Genomic DNA, 18,708 nt, shown 5'->3' with positions numbered 1-18,708 from the left:
ATTAAGCGAAATTGAACCGCTTAGATTAAAATTAGAGTGTGATCTCTTTCAATTAATGGGACTGTTCCCATTTTAATTTATCATTCACGTGGGCATTATAATAACTGTGATTGGGAATGTTCCCATAAGTCTAAATCCGAGTAGTTATCGCTGCATGGTTTAGATGAGTAATTGAATGAAACCAGGGTGGGGTAGTATGAGTAAGATAGCGAAGCAAGACGTTGCGCGTCTTATCGAGTTAGTCGGTGGCAAAGAAAATATTGCGAGTGTCAGCCATTGTCTAACTCGACTGCGTTTTGTATTGAACGATACGGAACAAGCGAACAAAGCAGAATTAGAGAAGCTTAAGCTGGTAAAAGGCTGCTTTACTAACGCAGGTCAATTCCAAGTGGTTATTGGCACCGAGGTTGATGAGGTGTACGCACTTCTGATTGAGCAAACCGGTAAAGATGCATCATCAAAAGATGAGGCGAAACTGGCGGCTCGCCAAAATATGAACTTCCTTGAGCGTGGTATCTCCCATTTAGCCGAAATTTTCGTACCACTGCTGCCAGCCATCATTACTGGTGGTTTGATTCTTGGTTTCCGCAATGTGATTGGCGACATTCGCATGTTCGACGGCAAAACCTTAGTTGAAATCAGTCAATTCTGGGCAACCGTTCACTCATTCTTATGGTTGATCGGCGAAGCTATTTTCTTCTTCCTACCGGTTGGTGTGTGTTGGGCAACGGTTAAGAAACTCGGCGGAACGCCTATTTTGGGTATTACGCTTGGTGTGACCTTAGTTTCTCCACAGTTGATGAACGCTTACATGATAGGTAAATCGGTACCTGAGGTGTGGGATTTTGGCTTGTTCGTGATTGAGAAAGTCGGTTATCAAGCTCAGGTGATCCCTGCGATGTTAGCGGGTGTGGCTTTGGCGTTCATTGAAACTAACCTTAAGCGCATTGTTCCAGCTTATTTGTACCTAGTGGTTGTGCCATTTGTTTCGATTATCTTGTCTGTGATTCTAGCGCACGCCTTTATTGGCCCATTCGGTCGTATGTTAGGCGATGGTGTGGCATTCGCGGCTAAAGCGGCAATGACAGGCGACTTTGCTATTCTGGGTTCAGTGGTATTTGGCTTCCTTTACGCACCTTTGGTTATTACGGGTATTCACCACACAACCAACGCCGTTGACCTACAACTGATGCAAGACTTAGGTGGCACGCCAATCTGGCCTTTGATTGCGCTATCAAATATCGCACAAGCTTCAGCGGTTGTCGGCATCATTATCTTAAGTAAGCGTGAAGGTGAGCGAGACATTTCAGTACCTGCAGCAATCTCAGCCTACTTAGGTGTGACAGAGCCTGCGATGTACGGCATCAACCTTAAATACAAATTCCCAATGCTGAGCGCAATGATTGGTAGTGCTGTTGCTGCCGCAATCTGTGGTAGCGCAGGTGTGATGGCGAATGGTATCGGTGTTGGTGGCTTGCCGGGTATCTTATCGATTCAACCTCAATATTGGTCGATTTACTTAGTCGCGATGCTGGTGGCGGTTGCACTGCCGATAACGCTGACATTGTTCTTCTATAAACGAGCACAGATGAAAGGCGAGTTAGAAACCGCCAACGCGTAATGTATTTAGCAAGCGATGACTTCAAGTGAGTCATCGCTTTTTCTCTTAGTTATAACGGCTATTCGACCATGATTTGCATGGTGATTTTTATTTTATATTTTCTGGTAAGTGAGTGTTAGAGATGGCGATGACTGAACATGATGAAAGTTGGTGGAAAACCGCAACCATCTATCAAATCTACCCAAAGAGTTTTTGTGACAGTGGCAGTAAAGGCACTGGTGATATCAAAGGGATCATTTCGAAACTGGATTACCTCAAACATTTGAGCGTGGATGCGATTTGGCTAACCCCAGTTTACGCATCACCTATGATCGACAATGGTTACGATATCTCGGACTACTACGCGATTAACCCTCAATTCGGCACCATGGAAGACTTTGACCTGTTGCTAGCTGAAGCGCACCAACGTGGTATTCGTATCGTGATGGATATCGTGGTCAACCATACTTCAACCGAGCATGCGTGGTTTCAGTCTGCATTGGGTGACAAAAACAGCCCATACCGCGACTACTACATCTGGAAAGACCCAGTAAATGGTCAAGCACCAACCAACTGGCAGTCTAAGTTCGGTGGTAATGCATGGGAAATGGATGATGCCACTGGGCAATATTTCCTACATTTATTTGCGAAAGAACAGGCCGACCTTAACTGGGAGAACCCTGTTGTACGTGAAGAAGTGAAAGATGTCATCAGCTTCTGGGCTGAAAAGGGCGTCGATGGTTTTCGCTTGGACGTGATCAACTTGATTTCAAAGCAGCAAGATTTCCCGAATGATGATATTGGTGACGGTCGTCGCTTCTATACCGATGGCCCACGAGTGCACGAATACCTGAAAGAAATCAGCGAAGCGGTATTCCAGAAATACGGCAGCGTGACCGTTGGTGAGATGTCTTCAACTACGTTGGAACATTGTCAGCAGTACTCAAATATTGATAATAGCGAGTTATCGATGGTGTTTAACTTCCACCACCTTAAGGTTGATTACACCAATGGTGAGAAGTGGACCAATGCACCATTTGATTTCTTACTGCTCAAGTCGATCTTCAATCACTGGCAAACCGGTTTGAACGGCAAAGGGTGGGGCGCACTGTTTTGGTGTAACCATGACCAACCAAGAGTCGTGAGCCGCTTGGGTAACGATCAACAATATCGCGTTGAATCAGCCAAGATGCTTGCCGCCTCGGTTCACATGATGCAAGGCACACCTTATATCTATCAAGGTGAAGAGATTGGCATGACTAACCCGGGTTACACCGACATCAGCCAGTATCGTGATGTTGAGAGTACCAACATGTATGACATCATGGTGAACCGTGATGGTGTGGGTCATGAAGATATGATGGCGATTCTGGCGCAGAAATCTCGTGATAACTCTCGCACGCCGATGCAATGGAACAGCGAAGTGCATGCAGGTTTCTCACAAGCTAAGCCGTGGCTAGATGTTGCGAATAACTACACTGAGATCAACGCTGAGCAAGCGCTAGAAGATAAAGACTCTGTGTTTTACTTCTACAAGAGCTTGATTGAGTTACGTAAAGAAGTCCCCGTGATTACTCATGGTAGCTACAACGATTTGTTGCCTGAGCACCCATCGGTATTTGCATATTCTCGCGAGACTGATAGTCAGACTTTGTTGTGTATTAATAACTATTATGGTGAAGAGGTGGAATGCGTTTTACCGGAACGTTTTGATATGAGTAAAGCGAAGAGTCTGCTGTCTAACTATCAAGAAGCGAACGCTTCAGTAGCATTACATCATCAAGTCTTACGTCCTTACGAGACTCGTATTATCTTGATTGAAGATTAGCCTTGTTGCTATTTCAATAAACCTTATTCACAGTTTCCCCTAAAGATTTAGGTTTCAACAAAGGCTTTGGAGTGCTCCCAAAGCCTTTTTGTTTTAGTGATGTCTTGGTCATCGTGTTTCTGCTTGTATAGTTGAGAAGCTAAAGCAGCAGATATTAGCAACACAGAGCAGGTAATAAGCGCTAAGACGCGTAATTCACCGAGTAACGAGTTGGCTTGTGATTCATTGCAAGCACGATATTTAGTACCGCAGTACCCAATACAGAAACGGCAATTACCCAAGGTGATACGAAGAAGCATGACGCAAACAGAATACAAGCATCAATGCCCATCTGAGTTTTGCCTACAGAGATGCCGTAGCGGTCTTGGATAAACAAACATAATACGTTGAAGCCACCCAAGCTTGAGCGATGACGGAATAGTATTAGCATACCTAAGCCCATTAATAAGCCACCGGCAACAGCACAATAGATCTCGTTATGAACTTCTAGTGAGATAACTAGGTATAAATGGTCGGCAAACACAGACACTAACGCCCCAGCAATGGCACTGCTAATGGCAAAGCTACGGCCAAATCGTTTCCAAGCTAATAAATAGAATGGACAGTTGGCAACAAAGTACAAAATACCGAAGGTTACAGGTAAGAATTGACTCAAAAGCAGAGCCAAGCCAGTAGTACCACCAGTAAGCAGGTTCGCTGACTGTAAAAAGAAGACGCCTAACGCCACTAAAAACGTGCCAGTAAGAATGGCTACCCAATCTTCTTTACGTGAGTGTTTTTCCATCGTTTTTATAATTACCTAACCAATAAAGGCGTGCATAGTAGAGAAAAACCTTAGCTTTCGGTAGCTTGAGGGGCAAAATTAAGGTAAACCTATGTAATCTGCGTTTTACAGGGTGTAAAGCGTAAAATTGACAGTAAGCGTCATCTTTGGTTGGATAAGCTGAATAACCATGATGAATCTTATTTGTGATTATGAAAAAACTACATGATAAAATTGCAATTAGCTCTTTATGACCTAGATCAAATTATGTAGAATGCGTCACATCAAAACGGTGACGGAAACGTTTGCTTTCGGTCATTGTGTGGTTTTTTTGAAACTTTCAGTACAATCTGAGTCAGGAGATACAGATGCTTAAGCGTGACATGAACATTGCTGATTACGATGCGGACCTATTCGCAGCTATCCAAGAAGAAACTCTTCGTCAGGAAGAGCACATCGAACTTATCGCTTCAGAAAACTACACAAGCCCACGTGTAATGGAAGCTCAAGGTTCTCAACTTACAAACAAATACGCTGAAGGCTACCCTGGTAAGCGTTACTACGGTGGTTGTGAGTTCGTAGATAAAGTTGAAACTCTAGCAATCGAACGTGCATGTGAACTGTTTGGCGCTCAATACGCGAACGTACAACCTCACTCAGGTTCTCAAGCAAACAACGCTGTATACATGGCACTACTGAATGCTGGCGATACTGTTCTAGGTATGAGCCTAGCGCACGGTGGTCACCTAACTCACGGTTCTCCAGTAAACTTCTCTGGTAAGCTTTACAACATCATCCCTTACGGTATTGATGAAGCAGGTCAAATCGATTACGAAGAGATGGAAGCGCTAGCTATCGAGCACAAACCTAAGATGATCATCGGTGGTTTCTCAGCTTACTCTCAAGTTTGTGATTGGGCGCGCATGCGTGAAATCGCAGACAAAGTAGGTGCTTACTTCTTCGTAGATATGGCTCACGTTGCGGGTCTAATCGCTGCAGGTGTTTATCCAAACCCAGTTCCACACGCTCACGTTGTTACAACAACAACGCACAAAACGCTTGCTGGTCCTCGTGGTGGTCTTATCCTTTCTAACGAAGGCGAAGATCTTTACAAGAAGCTAAACTCAGCAGTATTCCCTGGCGGCCAAGGTGGTCCTCTAATGCACGTTATCGCTGGTAAAGCAGTAGCGTTCAAAGAAGCTCTAGAGCCAGAGTTCAAAGAATACCAAGCTCGCGTTGTTGCTAACGCAAAAGCAATGGTTGCTGAATTCCTAGCACGCGGTTACAACATCGTTTCAGGTTCTACAGAGAACCACCTGTTCCTAGTTGACCTAATCGACAAAGACATCACAGGTAAAGAAGCAGACGCAGCACTAGGTTCAGCTAACATTACAGTTAACAAGAACTCAGTACCAAACGATCCACGTAGCCCGTTCGTTACGTCTGGTATCCGTATCGGTTCTCCTTCTATCACTCGTCGCGGTTTCTCTGAAGCAGACGCGAAAGAGTTAGCAGGTTGGATGTGTGACATCCTTGATAACATGGGCGATGAGTCTGTTATCGAAGCAACTAAAGCAAAAGTACTAGAAATTTGTAAGCGTCTACCTGTTTACGCTTAATTTTTCTGCGTAGTAATTTGAACTTCGTTGTCGAGCATGCTCACTTACATTCGTAAGCTCCGCGTGCTCTCCTAGAATTTCAAACGACTACTTTGAAAATTGATTTAAAAGGTCCCTTTTGGGACCTTTTTTGTATCTGTAGGCATGAGAGTTAGGTTATCTGAGAATACAGAAAGGCAGGTACTAAAAAGGGTTGATGCTTTCACATCAACCCTTTTGTACTTTATCGCTTTTTTTTGTCGCTTCTACTTTTTGATGCTAAGTAGGGTGCCAGACTTACATTTGAAAGAGTAGTAGTGACGGCTTTCGTTGAATTTACCTAAGCCTTCACCATCACAATAGTCGATGTTGATATCGCGCATAATTTCTAGCGTATCTTCACTGTTTAAGGCAAATTTAGAGCCGTCAGAGCAGACGATACGTACTCTTTCATCATGGCTTACAGAGTAGATATCGACTTCAGTATTACACAGCTCAAAAGAGGCTTCACGGAAGTTGTCTTGCTGAGTATTTGAAGCGCAACCTGCGGTAAATACGGCTGCGATAACGGCTAAAAGTCCGAGTCTTTTCATTGTTAGTCCTTCGATATCATCGAATTTGGTGATGAGTTTTATATGTTGTTTGGAGTAGCCTATACAACAACACGCTTTGATTCAAGGCGCGTCGGCTGACTCTAGGATATAAAAGTATAGGCGCAAACAGATAATTTCTAATAAGTTTATTGGTCTTGGCCTATTACGTACCTCAAACAAAAAAGACCAACACAGAGGTTGGTCTTTAAAATTAAGTGTGTTCTAAATGACTATCGAAACTGTTTGGCTTCCGGAAGGAATTCAAAACCAGCAGACGCAAGTTTTGCGGTCAATGCAGCTTTGTCGATTTCATAGAAATTAACGACTCGATCTAAATCACCGCCAAAGTCGTCACGCAGCTTCATGTTGACGATGCTCATCAACATCACAGGATCCATCTTTTCAAAGTTAGCGAGGTTCATGTTAGTCCTCGTAATCTGAGATCAGTAGGTTCGCTGCGGCAAATGCAGCGCGCTCTCTTGCTTCTTTAGGAAAAGACTCATCTGCAGCAAGGTCGTTCAAGGTTTTTACCGCGCAGGTAATCGCTTTAGGGATATAGCCTTGGTCGCCACTGCCAATTTGAGAATACAGTTCACGCACCAAATCACAACAATCGTATACTTTCATTTTTATACCTAACCAAATGATAACTGCTCTCAATATACACATAGAGATAAGCAAAAACAAAGTGGATCTGACTAAGTTCAGAGTTAGATTGTTCTTGCTCAATATCTCATTCTGTTGATGCTCAATGTATCACTTTGCTAACTTGTTACTTAGTTTGATATTACTGCTTAGCGAGATATTTACGGATTAGCCTGATAATTACCGCTTAACCAGAGATTTGCTGTTCAAGTTGATAAGTAACCTCATCAGCAAGGTTGAGTTGCTTAGCTAACTCTTTGAGGTAAGCCTTCTCCATGAAGTTTTGCTCATCCGCTACAATCAAAGACGCTAGATAGATCTCACTCGCTTGTTGAGGTGAAGTCGCGAGCTGAGCGATTTCACTTGGATCGAGTGGTTTGTGCAGTTCTTCAGACACCAATTTGGTCAGCTGATAATCGGCGCCCATGTTTTCGACCGCTTGCTCGATCTTTGCCATCTCTTCTTCATCAACATGACCATCGGCTTTGGATGCTGCAATCATCGATCTTAGAATCAGCACACTATGGTTTGAGTCGTTCTCATCAAATTGAGCTTGTTCGGAATTCGGTGCTTGGCCTTGTTTAGACTGATAGTCGTTATAGACCTTGTAAGCGAGTGCGCCAAGTGCCGCTGCGCCACCAATACCAGCGGCTTTCTTACCCATTTTCTTGGTTTTCTTAGAGCCCATTAACGCACCTAAGAGTCCGCCGCCAACTGCGCCTGCGCCGAAGGCTCCGAGCGTGCTTTTGTTGATATTCTTACCACTGCCGCCTTGAGTTAGGCCACTTAAACTTGAAGAGCCTTGGGAAAGCTTCTGAGTACCTTGTTTAACGAGATCTGACTTAAGTGCTTGGTTAAGTAAGCTTTTGATATCCATCGATACCTCCAATGTAATCGTGTCTAAAGAGTTGATGAACCCAATATACGGATTTAAAGATGAACAGGGGATTAACTTACGTTATTTACTTTACTGATAAATAGAAGGGAGTTTGAAGGGAGACTGTAGGTACAAAAAAGGCCTCCTAAATGGAAGCCTTTCAATGTTTATCTAGCGAGTAACTGGGTTACTAAGCTAGTTGAGCCTTAAGGTGCTCGATAACCGTATCCATAGCGATAACTTCTTTATCACCAGTGCGACGGTTTTTGTATTCGAAGTTGCCTTCGTCCATGCTGCGATCGCCGATAACGATAGTGTGAGGGATACCCACTAGCTCGATATCTTTAAACATTACACCAGGGCGTTCTTTACGGTCATCGAATAGTACTTCGATACCCATAGCTGTTAATTCAGCGTATAGCTTTTCAGCAGCTTCTTTAACACGCTCAGATTTGTGCATGTTCATTGGTACGATAGCAACTTGGAACGGTGCCAGTGCGTCTGGCCAAGTGATACCGAATTTATCGTGGTTTTGCTCGATAGCAGATGCAACAACACGTGAAACACCGATACCGTAACAACCCATTTCTAGGATTACGCTCTTACCATCAGGACCAAGCACGTTACAGTTCATTGCTTTAGAGTAAGTATTACCTAGTTGGAAGATGTGACCAACTTCGATACCGCGCTTAAGTTGGATGGTACCTTGACCACATGGGCTAAGGTCGCCTTCAACTACGTTACGTAGGTCTTCAACTTGAGCAAGCTCAACGTCACGACCCCAGTTAATACCGAAGTAGTGCTTACCGTCTACGTTTGCACCAGCACCGAAGTCGCTCATTACAGCAACAGAGCGGTCAACGATGAATGGTAGCTCTAGACCAACAGGGCCAAGTGAACCAGGACCTGCACCAACAAGTGCACGGATTTCTTCTTCAGAAGCCATCTCTAGTGGAGAAGCAACCTGTGGAAGGTTCTCTGCTTTCACTTCGTTAAGATCGTGGTCGCCACGGATGATTAGCGCGATGATATCAGCGTCTACTTCATCAGAAGCTTTAACGAATAGAGTCTTAACTGTCTTCTCGATTGCTAGACCGTGTTGCTCTACAAGTTCTGCGATTGTTTTTGCGTTTGGCGTATCAACCAGTTCCATCTCTTGAGTTGGCGCTGCCGCTTCAGTCGTTGGAGCTAGTGCTTCTGCTTTCTCGATGTTCGCTGCGTAATCAGATTCTGAAGAGAATGCGATTAGGTCTTCGCCGCTTTCAGCAAGAACGTGGAATTCTTGAGAGCCGCTGCCGCCGATTGCGCCAGAGTCGGCCAATACTGGACGGTACTCAAGGCCCATGCGGTCGAATGCTTTACAGTAAGCATCGTGCATCGCTTGGTAAGACTTTTCTAAGCCTTCTTTATCGATATCAAAGCTGTACGCATCCATCATCGAGAATTCGCGAGCACGCATTACGCCAAAACGAGGGCGGCGCTCATCACGGAATTTAGTCTGGATTTGGTACAGGTTTAGAGGTAGCTGTTTGTAAGAGCTGATCTCGTTACGTACTAGGCTCGTTACCACTTCTTCTGCTGTTGGGCTAAGAACAAATGGACGAGAATGACGGTCTGTGAAACGAAGTAGCTCAGGACCCATCTTTTCAGAACGGCCAGTCTCTTCCCAAAGCTCAAACGGTTGAACTACGGGCATCAAGATTTCAACGGCACCTGCATTATCGATCTCTTGGCGAACGATATTTTCGACTTTACGCAGTACACGTAGACCAGTAGGTAGCCAAGTATATAAACCTGAAGCTAGCTTACGGATCATACCTGCACGTAGCATCAGCTGGTGGCTGATAACTTCTGCGTCGTTTGGAGTCTCTTTCAGAGTAGAAAGAAGGTAGTTACTGGTACGCATTCTATGGTATCCGTTTCATCATTGATAAAAGAAAACTTGCTGTCGTTCGTAACCACAGCAAATCTGATATAGCCGCATATAATATCAGCCTATTTGGGATCTCAAAAGCGTTCAATGTCAGTTACATTGATGAAAAGCGTTTCAACCATGAATTTCACGTTAAGATCGAACAAATTTACCGCATATTCCTTGTTGTCAGGCTTACCTTTCTTATAGGCAGGGCGAGGATCTTGGCCTAATACTTCTTTGATCACCTGAATGATATGGCGTGCTTGTGGGTGGTTTGCGAGCTTACTTTGGGCTTGTTGCGAGAAGTTAACGTCGAGCACTGCTGGTTCATCGGCGGCAAACCCTCCTCGTGCATCGGGAATTGAATCCGAGTAGGGGATATAAGGTTTGATGTCGATGATAGGCGTGCCGTCAACGAGATCAACACTGCCCAAGTCCAACCAAGTTTGTCCCTTTTCTTGAGATACACCTTTCAGTTCAACGGCAGACATGCCAATTCCATTGGGTCTGAACGTGGCGCGAGACGCGAATACACCAATCCGTTCATTACCGCCAAGTCGAGGTGGCCTCACGGTTGGTTTCCAGCCTGCTGCGAGGTTCTTGTCGAACAGAAACAATAACCACACGTGGCTAAATTGTTCAATGTCACGAACAGATTCAAGGCAGTTAGCCGAATCAACTAATCTGACTCTTGAGGTAGATGTGGGAACCAATCTAGGCTGCCTTGGCACCGCGAACTTCTCTTTATAAGGAGATTCAATAAAGCCAACAGGTTCAATGGAGTACATGAGCGGACGTTCTCTAATTACGATCTATGGCGGAAAAATATCATAAAATCGCTTGTTTTTCTGTTGATAATAATTATCATTTGGGATGTTATAACATATCAATTTAATTATTTAGGGAAATACAATGAAACCGAATATCCACCCTGACTACCGTAAAGTGGTGTTCCACGACACCAGTGTTGATGAGTACTTCTTGATCGGGTCAACGTTGAAAACAGATCGTACTATCGAATGGGAAGACGGAAATACTTACCCTTACTTCACCATTGAAGTGTCTGAAAAGTCGCATCCTTTCTATACGGGTAAACAGCGAGTGCTACATAAAGAGGGACGCGTTGCGAACTTCACTCGTCGTTTTGGTCAATTAGGTAAGGGAGCGAAATAGAATGAAAGTTGTGAAATCACTTAAAAGTGCGAAAAGCCGCCACCCAGATTGCCAAATAGTAAAGCGCAGAGGCCGTCTCTATGTCATCTGTAAATCCAACCCGAGATTCAAAGCGGTTCAAAAATAATCAGTCAATTTGATGTGACACGAGTGTAAAAACGAGGGGAAAGTCAAACTTCATTCATTTGTCTGTTTTTCTTTTCCTTCGAGAGGAACTTTGCAGGAGAGCAGGTGCTCATTTAGCGTATGGTATTTCTTATTTTTCATTTTATCAATAACTTACAGGTTTAGGTATAAGCCGAATGAATGTATCTATACCAATTATAAATCTAACTTTTACCTCTCGGCTGGAGTTATTTGCTAAATTTTTGTTTTTATTAAGTTAAAAATAATGGTTTGTTACACACTTTGTAACATTTACGATTTCTAATTGACCCTTTTGTCGAGTAATCTGCGCGGGCAATTTAAACATCTTTGTCACAATTGCACAGGAATCACTACAAGGAGGGAACTGATGAGTTCATCAGCTTCAATAAAAAACAATTCGCCTAAAAAACCTATTTTTACTCGCTTTTTAGATGGCGTTGAATATTTGGGGAACCTATTACCCCACCCAATCACTCTTTTCGCAATCTTCTGCTTAGCAATCCTCGTTACTTCAGGTATTGCTGGTTACTTCGAAGTGTCTGTTATGGACCCTCGACCAGAAGGTGCTAAAGGTCGTGCTGCTGACGGCATGATCCACGTTGTAAGTCTGCTTAACGCAGAAGGTCTACAACTTATTGTGACTAACTTAGTTAAGAACTTTGTTGGTTTTGCTCCACTAGGTACTGTACTTGTTGCTATGCTTGGTGTAGCGATTGCTGAACACTCAGGTCTACTATCTGCTGCAATGCGTGGCATGGTAATGGGTGCTTCTAAGCGCATGGTTACAGTAACGGTTGTGTTTGCAGGTATTATCTCTAACACAGCATCAGAGCTTGGCTATGTGGTACTTATTCCACTAGCAGCAATGCTTTTCCATTCTTTAGGTCGTCACCCTCTTGCTGGTCTTGCTGCGGCATTCGCTGGTGTGTCAGGTGGTTACTCTGCAAACCTACTTATCGGTACGGTTGACCCACTGCTTTCTGGTATTACAGAAACAGCGGCACAGATGATTGACCCGTCTTACACGGTTGGTCCTGAGTCAAACTGGTACTTCATGTTTGTTTCTACTTTCTTCATCGCGATTACAGGTGCATTTGTAACTGAGAAGATTGTTGAACCTAAGTTGGGTAAATACAACGACGAAGAAGCTTCTGAAGATTTATCAAATGATTCGATGGGCAGACTGACGGATGTTGAGAAGAAAGGTCTAAAACTAGCAGGTATTGCTGTATTGGCTGTTTCTGCACTTCTGGCGTGGACTATCGTTCCAGCTGACGGTGTTCTACGTTCAGCGTCTGGTACGGTTTCGGGTTCTCCATTCCTGAAGAGTATTGTTGCGTTTATCTTTGTATTCTTCGCTATTCCTGGTTTTGTTTACGGTAAAGTTACCGGTTCAATGAAGAACGATCGTGACGTGATCAATGCGATGGCAACGTCTATGTCTTCAATGGGCATGTACATTGTTCTTGTATTCTTTGCTGCACAGTTTGTTGCTTTCTTTAAGTGGACTAACTTTGGTCAAGTAATCGCTGTTGGTGGCGCTAGCTTCTTACAAGATATCGGTCTTACTGGCCCAATGTTGTTCTTTGCATTTATCCTAATGTGTGGCTTCATTAACCTAATGATCGGTTCGGCTTCTGCTCAGTGGGCAGTAACAGCACCTATCTTTGTACCTATGCTAATGCTTGTTGGTTACGCACCAGAAACGATTCAAGCAGCTTACCGTATCGGTGATTCAACGACGAACATCATTACACCAATGATGAGCTACTTCGGTCTTATTCTTGCTGTAGCGACGCGTTACATGAAGAACCTTGGTATCGGTACTCTGATTGCTACAATGCTTCCATACTCAATCTGCTTTATGTTCGGTTGGAGCATCTTGTTCTACCTATGGGTGTTCGTATTTGGTCTTCCAGTAGGCCCAGGTGCAGCAACGTTCTACACGCCGTAGTAACTAGTACAAGTCATATTGTTAGATTTTAAAGCCTGCCTCGTGCAGGTTTTTTTTTGATCTAAAGTATGGTGTACCAATCACGGAAAGTGATCTGAAAGAGTGTAGAAAATTGGGATGATTTAAAAAGAAGAGATGGTGACAAGATGGATCATCAATACTCCGTTAAAGTAGCACTTAGTATCAAGTATCAAGTATCAAGTGTTAAGTAACAAGAACGGAGTATGTCGACAAACATATCTACAGGTTCACGGTTATGGCTATGAACGAATATCAATGTTTCTTAATGATTAGCGCTTTGCTAGCAGGCGATCAAGATGATTCGCGAACTCACGACGGTCGGTTTGAGAAAGGGTGCTTGGTCCGCCAGTTTGAATACCACTTGAACGCATAGTATCCATAAAGTCACGAATGTTGAGGCGCGCTTTAATGGTCTCTTTGGTGTAAAGCTCGCCGCGAGAGCTTAAAGCAAGCGCACCTTTGGTGATCACTTCATCAGCCAGAGGAATGTCAGAGGTAATCACCAGATCGCCGGGTTCAGTGCGTTTTACGATTTCATCATCTGCAATATCAAATCCGCTTGGGACTTGAATTGAGTGAATGTTATTACGCTTGGGAACGGGAACCAAATGGTTCGCGACAAAGGTACATTCGACCCCTGTGCGCTCAGCTGCGCGTACGATTGTTTCTCGGATAACCTTGGGACAAGCGTCCGCATCAACCCATATTTTCATAGTGTTCTATTTCTCTGTTAGCTTATTGCTCAGTTAACTTATTGCTCAGTTAACTTGGCTTCTAGCGTGGCAACGCGGGTGGTAAGTTCAAGGATTTGCTTTTCCAGTTGGCTAACACGATCGAGTGCTGGCTCTTCTTGTGTCGCGACTTCAACTTTAGGAACGCGATTCGCGCTTTTCCAGCTCTTGATGGTTGTGATTAAAGCGGGCATCGGAACCGATGTACTCATACGAGCTTTAACTAAAGCAACTGTAGGCTCTTTCCCTTGTGCTTGCAGTCCTTCAAGCACTGATTTCAACTCTTCAGACACATCTTTTGTCAGCATGTTGACCTCCATTTTTAGTCTTCAGCCATTTTACTCGCTCTGGTGAGTGATAGCGAATCATAAAACCGCCCATAGCTTGTGAGAGATCTCTTACAAAGGTTGTGAGATAACACGAATACATCGCTAGAGAGATTGAGGTGCATATGATTAAGTGGTTGATTTTTTGTTGTTTTATATAATTAACAACTTTTGTGAATTCAAAGTGTGATGCAAATCTATTGTCCCAAATCGTAAATCGCGTAAATTAAACCTTGTCGGAAGGATTCTGACACGGAACAGGAAAGCACCAAGGATTTGGTTATCTTCAGGATGAAGATTTGGTTACTTAGGATTGAGTAGTCAAGCATGGAGCGTAAGGACATTGTAGGGATACAGTCAGTTAACAGGAAGTTAGCTGCAACGGAATGACAATGGACACCTTTAGGATTTAAAGGGTTGGATTAGCATCAGGACGATGTAAAGGACACCGCTCACGGAACAAGTGATGTGCGCTAACTAGGATTGTTAGCTTTCAGGATGATTGGACACCGCTAGGACGGCGAAGTAAAGGAAAGAGCTGAAGGATTACAGCCACTATTATGGATGATGCATGGAGCATTTATTAGTAGCCGGACTGCTGCGAGTAAGACCCTAGCCCTGACACTTCGGTGTCGGGGCTTTTCTTTATCTGAGACTTTTCTTCTCTCTAGGGGGCTCTTTAATTCAGGAGCTTTTATCTAAGATCGCGACATCTGCTTTTCTGCTAATGGTCAACACAAGGAGTGTTTTATGACGATAGCAACCTCAAGAACGCTGTTGGTACCTTATACCGAACAGCTACAACACGACTTTATCAAGTTGAATTGCTGCCCCGTTAATCGTTCTGAAATGAATGGGCCGCACTCTATTGCCTCTGCGAAGTTCTTATTTCAAGAGATACTGCAAGACAACGTCGGCTTCTGCCGCGCTATCATCCACAACCAAACCCGTGAATATCTTGGACATGTCTTTATTTCATCACAAGAGGGTAGGCATGAGCTTGGCTTTATTTTGGATAAAGAGTATTGGAATCGCGGCTTTGCTAGTGAGGTGCTAAAACCATTTTTAAGTTTGGTGTGTTTTGAAGAGCGCCTAACGAGTGTTGTTGCGACTGTGAATGTCGGCCACAACCCATCGATTAAGTTATTAGAAAAACTAGGATTTGAATTTAAGGAAACCAAACAAGATTCGTTTGGCCCTTATCATGAATATAGCTATAACGCGCACTGCGACGTTACATTCTATGAGGCTGTAGCTCAAACCGCATAGAGCGGAAGCCCACCATGGTCAGTTTTCCTTGGTACAGGTCATCACCTAACGCCGAAAATTCAAAATGGTACACAGTATGCCAGCGCCAAATGGTCGTGAGCTCATGGCGCATCTTAAGTTTATGACCGTTGAAGGCGACACTTAATAATTGTAGGTCTAGCTCTTTACACTTTCTCGCAATGGCAGCTTTCGCAAGCTCGGATTGCCTGCGCTGCTGCCAAAACAGAAAGCAAAAGAAGCACAGCATCAAAATAGCCACTAAGTTATCTATCATTTAGTCCACACTTCCTTTTATCTTTCTATTCCAATCGTGTTTTTAGCTTATTGTTACGAACTACTGAGCTGTTCTGTCTAGTTTTTATTGCGACTTAGCCGCTTGTTGTAACTCAATCAATGCGTTTGCGAGTTCTGGTGATGGGTTCGAATTCAACAAGGGTAAAAATACCATTCTTAGTGTCGGAATCATCACTAAATCTGCAAATAACTGATTGAACAGGTTTTGATTGCCCGTTTGTGCGAGACGCAGCAAGAATTGCTCAGCAATCGCAGGGTCTTGTAGCGCATGCCAGCTGCGACCCGCTAAACCAATTAACACTTCTTGGTGGCTCAAGCGTGGACTAGCGAGCACTTGGTTAATGATGTTATTCGCGATCCCTTGTTCTGCACCGGAAAGGGCACGAACCAAAGCTGACAGTAAGAACAGATCCGGCTCTTGACTGTTAATCTCATTGTCTGCCATTTCTTGTAAGCGTTGAGCGAGCTTATCATTGATTTGCGTGTGCTCAAGCGCCCCTAGTGTTGCGTATAGCGGCTCTGATGGCAGTTTATTCAATGCTTTGCGAATAGCGACACCGTTTTGCTGACTGCCTAAGCGAGCACACATATCGGTGATGCCTTGAAGACCAACGGTTTTCCAGTTATCCCAACCAAGCTCACCTGTGAAGTAATGCTGAGCGTGCTCGTAATATTGGCTCGTCGCGAGGTCTAATCCTGCTCTTACTTGGCTATGGAATACGGCCATTTTGTCTTCAGAAGGCTTGAAGGTATAAGGGTTGTTTGACAGCTTTTGTTGTTGCTCTTCGCTGATATCACCGTTCAAACGAGTGCCCATCGCTTCGATAACAAACTTAAGAAAATTACCCACATCCCCTTGATGCAGTAAGCCTCTTTCATCGAGTTTGAATTTTAGGAACCAGATCCAAGGTTGCTTGTGTTCGTTCCAGTAGCTAATCGCTAAGTGAGCTTGTTTCTGAAGTGGAAACGGGTATGGCTGTTTCCCCTGCTCAACATCAGAGAATAGGGTGTTGTCGATTTTCTGGATACGACGACCTAGGTCGTAGATGTCGTATTGGCAACCGCTATTCTTTAGTAACTGAGTGAGCGTGTGAATGGTTTCCATAGTAATAAAGCTCCTAACTTTCTTTCCTAAATAGATGGTACTCTATGCCCCAATTTCAAGGTCACTAGATAAATAACTTGGTGAAAAATGACAGCTGCCACAAAGTTACCTCTTTTACTTCAACAATTAGAACAACAAATGCGCCAATGTTCGCTATGGAGTGATGTTTCGCCTTCGGATGAAGCTTTGGCGAGCGTTGAGCCTTTTGCGATTGACTCGCTACAGCCAGAAGAGTGGTTGCAGTGGATCTTTATCGTAAAGATCAACGCAATGATGGATGCCCAAATGAGCCTACCGAAAGGCTTTGCGATTCATCCTTATTTTGGTGAAGTGTGGAAAAATGAGGCAGACAAAGCTGAACTGCTAGTGACGATTCAGAGCATTGATGAGGTATGCGCGTAATGTTAGAGATCATTTATCAAGATGAGTATTTTGTCGCGGTGAATAAGCCTGCGGGTATGCTAGTGCATCGCTCATGGTTGGATAAACACGAGACTCAGTTTGTGATGCAGACTCTGCGCGACCAAATTGGTCAGCACGTATTTCCTCTGCATCGCTTAGACCGTCCAACGTCTGGCGTATTGGTGTTTGCTCTGTCGAGTGAAGTTGCCTCTGAGGTGATGCCGATGTTCGCCAACCACGAGATGCAAAAAACCTATCATGCGATTGTGCGTGGTTGGATAGAAGAGGGCGATACGCTCGATTATGCGCTTAAGGTTGAGCTGGATAAGATCGCCGATAAGTTCGCGAAAGAAGATAAAGAACCACAAGAAGCCGTCACTGTGTACGAGCCGTTAGCGAAAGTCGAAGTGCCGTATTCAACAGGCCGTTTTCCTACCAGTCGTTATTGCTTAGTTGAGATGATGCCAAAAACAGGACGTAAACATCAGCTGCGTCGTCACATGGCTCATCTAAGACACCCAATCGTGGGCGATACTTCACATGGTGATGGTAAGCATAACCGACTGTTCCGTGATGATTTAGACTCACACCGTCTGTTGCTGCATGCTTCTGAATTGCGCTTCATTCATCCTTTCACTAAAGAAGAATTGGTGATGAAGGCGAACTTAGATGAAACGTGGTTAAGGTTGTTTGAAACTTTTGAGTGGGACGCCAACTTAATCGATGCTCAAACTTGCTTATCGAAGTAAGTCACGCGTGTTTAAGCAATTGCGAGTCTAAGTGAATAGAGAAAATAGAATAAAAACAAAGGGCTGATAGTGATATCAGCCCTTTTTGACGTCTGTGCGACCTTAACAACATAACTAATGTTGGTTAGTTGATAGTTAATCGCTAACAGTTAATCGTGGGATCATTTAAGTTTTTCTAGATCGGCTTCGATCTCTGCGATCTTGCTTGATACCACTTTTTCTAGATGGCGTAAGTCAGTAAGGATCTTCTGCTTCACATCCACCTCAGCCGTTGGCGTCGGTTTGGTGATCTTGTTGAGTTCATCAATCACAAGAGTGAGGTTGCGGTTAATCTCGGTCACTTCTTTGTATTGATTATTGCCGCCGCTAACAAGCACACTTTTTACTTGTCGCGGGTACTTAAACTTAACGCTTTTCGCGAACAGTTCACCTTTCTGCTTACGAAAGTAAATCTTCAGGATATCTTTGTGCGCTTCTTGGCGAAGGGAGTAACGTTCAATCTGTTTAGGTTCGTGGATACCTAAGCCAGTGAGGTTTGGATACATAAGCGACCTCTAGGTTATGAATGTAATACTTTTATGTAATTGACTTGATCAATGTAGCAGCCTAACGACGAGCTAGATAGTTGATATCTGTGAATTGATTGTAAGTTGTGGGCAAGATCGCTCTCTATCTTTGCCCACACTTATTTGGCTATTAAAGCAGCTCCAAGAGCTAA

At 43.9% G+C, this 18,708-nt stretch carries 21 protein-coding genes; 9 read left to right on the top strand and 12 right to left on the bottom strand.

Going from position 1 to position 18,708, the window contains the following annotated elements:
• Positions 1 to 196 precede the first annotated feature (196 nt).
• On the top strand, positions 197 to 1,621 hold the full coding sequence (gene treB, locus OCV44_RS11030) for a PTS trehalose transporter subunit IIBC (protein ID WP_139684081.1): 1,425 nt from the start codon (positions 197 to 199) through the stop codon (positions 1,619 to 1,621).
• 121 nt (positions 1,622 to 1,742) lie between these two features.
• Positions 1,743 to 3,428 (top strand): alpha,alpha-phosphotrehalase, encoded by a 1,686-nt coding sequence (gene treC / locus OCV44_RS11025; RefSeq protein WP_139684080.1) that lies wholly within the window; start codon positions 1,743 to 1,745, stop codon positions 3,426 to 3,428.
• A 181-nt stretch (positions 3,429 to 3,609) separates the two neighbouring features.
• On the opposite strand, the gene OCV44_RS11020 is transcribed toward treC, so the two are convergent.
• Positions 3,610 to 4,212, bottom strand: coding sequence for a YitT family protein (locus tag OCV44_RS11020; protein ID WP_016784986.1), 603 nt, complete (start codon positions 4,210 to 4,212; stop codon positions 3,610 to 3,612).
• 347 nt (positions 4,213 to 4,559) lie between these two features.
• Between OCV44_RS11020 and glyA the strand changes: the two genes are divergently transcribed.
• Positions 4,560 to 5,810 carry a serine hydroxymethyltransferase gene (gene glyA / locus OCV44_RS11015; RefSeq protein ID WP_017084166.1) on the top strand — a complete coding sequence of 417 codons (1,251 nt, stop codon included), beginning with the start codon at positions 4,560 to 4,562 and terminating at the stop codon, positions 5,808 to 5,810.
• A gap of 245 nt (positions 5,811 to 6,055) precedes the next feature.
• Here glyA and OCV44_RS11010 read toward each other — a convergent pair whose 3' ends face one another.
• From OCV44_RS11010 to tsaA, 6 genes are all read right to left on the bottom strand, one after another.
• On the bottom strand, positions 6,056 to 6,382 hold the full coding sequence (locus OCV44_RS11010) for a hypothetical protein (protein WP_009847438.1): 327 nt from the start codon (positions 6,380 to 6,382) through the stop codon (positions 6,056 to 6,058).
• Positions 6,383 to 6,612: 230 nt separating this feature from the next.
• Positions 6,613 to 6,804, bottom strand: coding sequence for a DUF4250 domain-containing protein (locus tag OCV44_RS11005; RefSeq protein WP_009847437.1), 192 nt, complete (start codon positions 6,802 to 6,804; stop codon positions 6,613 to 6,615).
• 1 nt (position 6,805) lies between these two features.
• A complete protein-coding gene (locus tag OCV44_RS11000; RefSeq protein ID WP_139684079.1) occupies positions 6,806 to 7,009 on the bottom strand; it encodes a YaeP family protein in 204 nt (67 codons plus the stop codon).
• A gap of 205 nt (positions 7,010 to 7,214) precedes the next feature.
• Positions 7,215 to 7,904 (bottom strand): tellurite resistance TerB family protein, encoded by a 690-nt coding sequence (locus OCV44_RS10995; RefSeq protein WP_139684078.1) that lies wholly within the window; start codon positions 7,902 to 7,904, stop codon positions 7,215 to 7,217.
• Between the two features lie 190 nt (positions 7,905 to 8,094).
• A complete protein-coding gene (locus OCV44_RS10990) occupies positions 8,095 to 9,810 on the bottom strand; it encodes a proline--tRNA ligase (protein ID WP_139684077.1) in 1,716 nt (571 codons plus the stop codon).
• Between the two features lie 101 nt (positions 9,811 to 9,911).
• Positions 9,912 to 10,607, bottom strand: a complete 696-nt coding sequence (gene tsaA / locus OCV44_RS10985) for a tRNA (N6-threonylcarbamoyladenosine(37)-N6)-methyltransferase TrmO (protein WP_139684076.1) — start codon at positions 10,605 to 10,607, stop codon at positions 9,912 to 9,914.
• 124 nt (positions 10,608 to 10,731) lie between these two features.
• On the opposite strand from tsaA, the gene OCV44_RS10980 reads away from it, so the two are divergent.
• The 3 genes from OCV44_RS10980 (at position 10,732) to OCV44_RS10970 (ending at position 13,093) form a co-directional block, all read left to right on the top strand.
• Entirely contained in the window at positions 10,732 to 10,992 is a 261-nt protein-coding gene (locus OCV44_RS10980) for a type B 50S ribosomal protein L31 (protein WP_086049922.1), read from the top strand.
• 1 nt (position 10,993) lies between these two features.
• The gene (ykgO, locus tag OCV44_RS10975) at positions 10,994 to 11,119 is read left to right on the top strand and encodes a type B 50S ribosomal protein L36 (RefSeq protein ID WP_009847431.1); all 126 of its coding nucleotides are present in this window, start codon (positions 10,994 to 10,996) and stop codon (positions 11,117 to 11,119) included.
• Between the two features lie 387 nt (positions 11,120 to 11,506).
• Positions 11,507 to 13,093 carry an AbgT family transporter gene (locus OCV44_RS10970; RefSeq protein ID WP_009847430.1) on the top strand — a complete coding sequence of 529 codons (1,587 nt, stop codon included), beginning with the start codon at positions 11,507 to 11,509 and terminating at the stop codon, positions 13,091 to 13,093.
• A 290-nt stretch (positions 13,094 to 13,383) separates the two neighbouring features.
• Here OCV44_RS10970 and OCV44_RS10965 read toward each other — a convergent pair whose 3' ends face one another.
• Positions 13,384 to 13,827, bottom strand: a complete 444-nt coding sequence (locus OCV44_RS10965; RefSeq protein ID WP_004734361.1) for a YaiI/YqxD family protein — start codon at positions 13,825 to 13,827, stop codon at positions 13,384 to 13,386.
• A gap of 38 nt (positions 13,828 to 13,865) precedes the next feature.
• Entirely contained in the window at positions 13,866 to 14,153 is a 288-nt protein-coding gene (locus OCV44_RS10960) for a hypothetical protein (protein WP_009847428.1), read from the bottom strand.
• 768 nt (positions 14,154 to 14,921) lie between these two features.
• On the opposite strand from OCV44_RS10960, the gene OCV44_RS10955 reads away from it, so the two are divergent.
• Entirely contained in the window at positions 14,922 to 15,440 is a 519-nt protein-coding gene (locus OCV44_RS10955; RefSeq protein ID WP_139684075.1) for a GNAT family N-acetyltransferase, read from the top strand.
• On the opposite strand, the gene OCV44_RS10950 is transcribed toward OCV44_RS10955, so the two are convergent.
• Both OCV44_RS10950 and OCV44_RS10945 read right to left on the bottom strand, forming a co-directional pair.
• Positions 15,406 to 15,714, bottom strand: coding sequence for a DUF3301 domain-containing protein (locus OCV44_RS10950; RefSeq protein ID WP_009847426.1), 309 nt, complete (start codon positions 15,712 to 15,714; stop codon positions 15,406 to 15,408). The two genes, OCV44_RS10955 and OCV44_RS10950, sit on opposite strands and share 35 nt — an antisense overlap.
• Before the next feature lie 84 nt (positions 15,715 to 15,798).
• A complete protein-coding gene (locus OCV44_RS10945) occupies positions 15,799 to 16,839 on the bottom strand; it encodes a DUF3549 family protein (RefSeq protein WP_139684074.1) in 1,041 nt (346 codons plus the stop codon).
• Positions 16,840 to 16,926: 87 nt separating this feature from the next.
• On the opposite strand from OCV44_RS10945, the gene OCV44_RS10940 reads away from it, so the two are divergent.
• Together OCV44_RS10940 and truC are read left to right on the top strand one after the other, a co-directional pair.
• On the top strand, positions 16,927 to 17,241 hold the full coding sequence (locus OCV44_RS10940; protein WP_012604609.1) for a YqcC family protein: 315 nt from the start codon (positions 16,927 to 16,929) through the stop codon (positions 17,239 to 17,241).
• Positions 17,241 to 17,990 (top strand): tRNA pseudouridine(65) synthase TruC, encoded by a 750-nt coding sequence (gene truC, locus OCV44_RS10935; RefSeq protein WP_009847423.1) that lies wholly within the window; start codon positions 17,241 to 17,243, stop codon positions 17,988 to 17,990. Before OCV44_RS10940 ends, truC begins: the two co-directional genes overlap by 1 nt.
• A 161-nt stretch (positions 17,991 to 18,151) precedes the next feature.
• On the opposite strand, the gene OCV44_RS10930 is transcribed toward truC, so the two are convergent.
• Positions 18,152 to 18,535 (bottom strand): DUF3461 family protein, encoded by a 384-nt coding sequence (locus tag OCV44_RS10930; RefSeq protein ID WP_004734354.1) that lies wholly within the window; start codon positions 18,533 to 18,535, stop codon positions 18,152 to 18,154.
• Positions 18,536 to 18,708 lie beyond the last annotated feature (173 nt).

Source organism: Vibrio tasmaniensis, from assembly GCF_024347635.1.
Lineage (GTDB): Bacteria > Pseudomonadota > Gammaproteobacteria > Enterobacterales > Vibrionaceae > Vibrio > Vibrio tasmaniensis.
Note: the sequence above shows the minus strand (reverse complement) of the source record. Positions and strands in the feature narration are given on the sequence as shown.

Bases quoted from the DNA above. Each gene is read 5' to 3' on its own strand.
- treB (WP_139684081.1), top strand. From the start codon at position 197: ATGAGTAAGATAGCGAAGCAAGACGTTGCGCGTCTTATCGAGTTAGTC.
- treC (WP_139684080.1), top strand. From the start codon at position 1,743: ATGGCGATGACTGAACATGATGAAAGTTGGTGGAAAACCGCAACCATC.
- OCV44_RS11020 (WP_016784986.1), bottom strand. From the start codon at position 4,212: ATGGAAAAACACTCACGTAAAGAAGATTGGGTAGCCATTCTTACTGGC.
- glyA (WP_017084166.1), top strand. From the start codon at position 4,560: ATGCTTAAGCGTGACATGAACATTGCTGATTACGATGCGGACCTATTC.
- OCV44_RS11010 (WP_009847438.1), bottom strand. From the start codon at position 6,382: ATGAAAAGACTCGGACTTTTAGCCGTTATCGCAGCCGTATTTACCGCA.
- OCV44_RS11005 (WP_009847437.1), bottom strand. From the start codon at position 6,804: ATGAACCTCGCTAACTTTGAAAAGATGGATCCTGTGATGTTGATGAGC.
- OCV44_RS11000 (WP_139684079.1), bottom strand. From the start codon at position 7,009: ATGAAAGTATACGATTGTTGTGATTTGGTGCGTGAACTGTATTCTCAA.
- OCV44_RS10995 (WP_139684078.1), bottom strand. From the start codon at position 7,904: ATGGATATCAAAAGCTTACTTAACCAAGCACTTAAGTCAGATCTCGTT.
- OCV44_RS10990 (WP_139684077.1), bottom strand. From the start codon at position 9,810: ATGCGTACCAGTAACTACCTTCTTTCTACTCTGAAAGAGACTCCAAAC.
- tsaA (WP_139684076.1), bottom strand. From the start codon at position 10,607: ATGTACTCCATTGAACCTGTTGGCTTTATTGAATCTCCTTATAAAGAG.
- OCV44_RS10980 (WP_086049922.1), top strand. From the start codon at position 10,732: ATGAAACCGAATATCCACCCTGACTACCGTAAAGTGGTGTTCCACGAC.
- ykgO (WP_009847431.1), top strand. From the start codon at position 10,994: ATGAAAGTTGTGAAATCACTTAAAAGTGCGAAAAGCCGCCACCCAGAT.
- OCV44_RS10970 (WP_009847430.1), top strand. From the start codon at position 11,507: ATGAGTTCATCAGCTTCAATAAAAAACAATTCGCCTAAAAAACCTATT.
- OCV44_RS10965 (WP_004734361.1), bottom strand. From the start codon at position 13,827: ATGAAAATATGGGTTGATGCGGACGCTTGTCCCAAGGTTATCCGAGAA.
- OCV44_RS10960 (WP_009847428.1), bottom strand. From the start codon at position 14,153: ATGCTGACAAAAGATGTGTCTGAAGAGTTGAAATCAGTGCTTGAAGGA.
- OCV44_RS10955 (WP_139684075.1), top strand. From the start codon at position 14,922: ATGACGATAGCAACCTCAAGAACGCTGTTGGTACCTTATACCGAACAG.
- OCV44_RS10950 (WP_009847426.1), bottom strand. From the start codon at position 15,714: ATGATAGATAACTTAGTGGCTATTTTGATGCTGTGCTTCTTTTGCTTT.
- OCV44_RS10945 (WP_139684074.1), bottom strand. From the start codon at position 16,839: ATGGAAACCATTCACACGCTCACTCAGTTACTAAAGAATAGCGGTTGC.
- OCV44_RS10940 (WP_012604609.1), top strand. From the start codon at position 16,927: ATGACAGCTGCCACAAAGTTACCTCTTTTACTTCAACAATTAGAACAA.
- truC (WP_009847423.1), top strand. From the start codon at position 17,241: ATGTTAGAGATCATTTATCAAGATGAGTATTTTGTCGCGGTGAATAAG.
- OCV44_RS10930 (WP_004734354.1), bottom strand. From the start codon at position 18,535: ATGTATCCAAACCTCACTGGCTTAGGTATCCACGAACCTAAACAGATT.